This window comes from Treponema sp. UBA753, assembly GCF_002297325.1.
Lineage (GTDB): Bacteria > Spirochaetota > Spirochaetia > Treponematales > Treponemataceae > Treponema_D.
The window spans coordinates 1-2,454 of sequence record NZ_DBKJ01000084.1 but is presented as its reverse complement, the minus strand read 5'-3'; the positions used below and the strand labels follow the sequence as shown (position 1 = coordinate 2,454).

4 protein-coding genes are annotated in these 2,454 nt (G+C 38.0%); 2 read left to right on the top strand and 2 right to left on the bottom strand.

From position 1 onward, the window contains the following. Positions 1-101 precede the first annotated feature (101 nt). Positions 102-1,046 carry an N-acetyl-gamma-glutamyl-phosphate reductase gene (gene argC / locus B4C08_RS07445; RefSeq protein WP_296664213.1) on the top strand — a complete coding sequence of 315 codons (945 nt, stop codon included), beginning with the start codon at positions 102-104 and terminating at the stop codon, positions 1,044-1,046. 66 nt (positions 1,047-1,112) lie between these two features. Here the strand turns inward: argC and B4C08_RS07440 are convergent, their stop codons facing one another. Continuing rightward, a complete protein-coding gene (locus B4C08_RS07440) occupies positions 1,113-1,307 on the bottom strand; it encodes a hypothetical protein (protein ID WP_295795998.1) in 195 nt (64 codons plus the stop codon). A gap of 60 nt (positions 1,308-1,367) precedes the next feature. Beyond that, a complete protein-coding gene (locus B4C08_RS07435) occupies positions 1,368-1,892 on the bottom strand; it encodes a hypothetical protein (protein WP_296664212.1) in 525 nt (174 codons plus the stop codon). A 224-nt stretch (positions 1,893-2,116) separates the two neighbouring features. Here B4C08_RS07435 and queD point away from each other — a divergent pair. Beyond that, positions 2,117-2,454: 6-carboxytetrahydropterin synthase QueD (gene queD / locus B4C08_RS07430; protein WP_296664211.1), on the top strand; the 338-nt coding region annotated here is incomplete at its 3' end.

Genomic DNA, 2,454 nt, shown 5'->3' with positions numbered 1-2,454 from the left:
CGATAATGACATTAAATTATAAAACTCGACATTTGGGCTATTAATTTCTTTACTTATAAAAAAAACTGACTTTATAAAGTTACACCAAAAAGAGGCGTCTTATGGCATACAAAATCTTTATCGACGGAAAAGAAGGAACTACCGGACTAAAAATTTACGAACGTTTTGAAAACCGCAAGGACATTGAAATCCTGCTTATTGACGAAGACAAGCGCAAAGATCCGGCAGAACGCGCCAAATTCATTAACGAATCCGACTTTACATTTTTGTGTCTTCCAGATGCCGCCAGCATAGAAGCCGTAAGCCTTTGCACAAATCCAAAGACAAAACTAATAGACGCTTCCACAGCGCACCGTGTAAATCCTGACTGGGCTTATGGATTCCCTGAACTTTCTCCTCGGCACCGGGAAAAAATCCAAACCTCAAGCAGAGTCGCAGTGCCAGGCTGCTATGCTTCAGGATTCGCCTCAATTTGCTTTCCACTTGTAACCCACGGAATAATTTCTGCGGACTACCCTATTGTTTGCCATGCGGTTTCCGGATATTCAGGAGCCGGAAAAAAAGCAATCGCGCAATACGAAGATCCAGACCGAAACCCAGAACTGAAAAGTCCGCGCCTTTACGCCCTCACTCAGGAACACAAGCACTTGCCAGAAATGCAAAAAGTAAGCGGCTTAAACTACAAGCCAATTTTCAATCCTTATGTCTGCGATTATTTTCAAGGAATGACCGTTACGATTTCACTTTATTCACGGCTTTTGGAAAAGAAAATCAGCGCGAAAGAAATCTGCGAAACATTCAAGGAGCATTACAAAGACTGCCATTTTGTAAAAACTGCGGATTTTCTTGGTGAAGGAATTTTGCAAGACAATTTTATCGCGGCAAACACATTGTCAGGAACAAACAATATGCAGATTTTTGTCTGCGGAAACGATGAACGAATCACAATAACCAGCCGTTTTGACAATCTCGGAAAAGGAGCAAGCGGAGCGGCTGTCCAGTGCATGAACATAATGATGGGAATTGACGAAGCAACCGGTCTTTAAAAAAGGAAATCCCTGCGCTGAAAGAATAAGGAAAAAACAGCACAGGGAATATTTTAGTTCAAATTTTTACGCGCTAAATCCGTTTTGAAAAGAAATATCCCTGTCCCACAAGGCATCTTCTAAACAATCTTCCAAGTTCTGGTTTGAGAAGCAGTCGGTTCTGTCCAATTTTTCTTCAAACAATTCTGAATCAAAAGAAGAATCACAATCCAAAACATTTAGCAAAGCTGACAAAGAAAACAAAAATCCATTTCTGTTCATAAAGAAACACTCCTATGTATTATTTTATAACACACGTTATTCCTTTTTGTCAATAAAATTTCATTCTGTTATATTTTCAGCGTGGTTTGTTATTCTTTTATTATATTCTTCAACATAGTCGTTGTAGTTTTTCAGGGATTTTTTTTCGTAATGGGCAGAAATGTGGTTTGTTGCGATTGCTCCCAAAAAGAAAACTGCGGCAGGAATTCCGAATGCGCCAAGTTCTTTTTTGCTATCCGCGTCAATGCATCCTACGGAAAATCCGCCAGCAGCAGCCGCATTTACAACAGTTGCCCAGTACCAGAATTTTTCTTTTTTTATAACTGACTTGTTTTCTGAAATTCCGCCGATAAGTTTCATGGCTTCCTCTTCTGAAATTTCTGCTCCATCTAAAAAGTTATATTTAGAAAAAAACGGAAAACTTTTTTCACGCACAATTTGCTGTTTGGGCTCTGGCAATTTTTTTCTGGAACTTCCAAAAGGAACTAAAACTTTTTCTTCGTAACTCCGGGAAAAATCAGAATCATCCGCAAAAGAAAAAACGCAGGCAAATAAAGTTAAAATCAAAAACAAAAGCTTTTTCATAAAACACCCTTTTTATAAAAACAAACATTTTATTGTCATTTCCATGTTACGACATGAGAATCTGTTGTAGAACTTTATTATAGATTATCTGGTCGAGCCCGGTAATGACATTAAATTATAAACTTTTTGGCAAGGCGTGGCTATTTCATTTTTGAAAAACAAAGGCAAGAAGTTTGAAAATTCAATTTTCATAGAAGGACAAAAACTGTATAATAAAAACCGATATGTTTGAAGTTAGAGTTACTGCTGATTTTAGCGCGGCGCATTTTTTAAAAGACTACAACGGAAAATGCGAAAATCTCCACGGACACAATTACAAAGTTTATGCTCACGTCCGCGGAACAGAACTTGACGAAGGCGGAATGCTGTTGGATTTTACCAAATTGAAAAAAACGCTTAGGGAAGTTTGCGGCGAAATTGACCACATAAATTTAAACGACATAGAATTCTTTGACCAAAACCCAAGTGCAGAAAGAATCGCCGTTTACATATACAATCGTATTATAGAAAAAATCCCTTCCCTAAAGAAAACTGACGGAAAAAAAGCATGGCTTTATGCAAT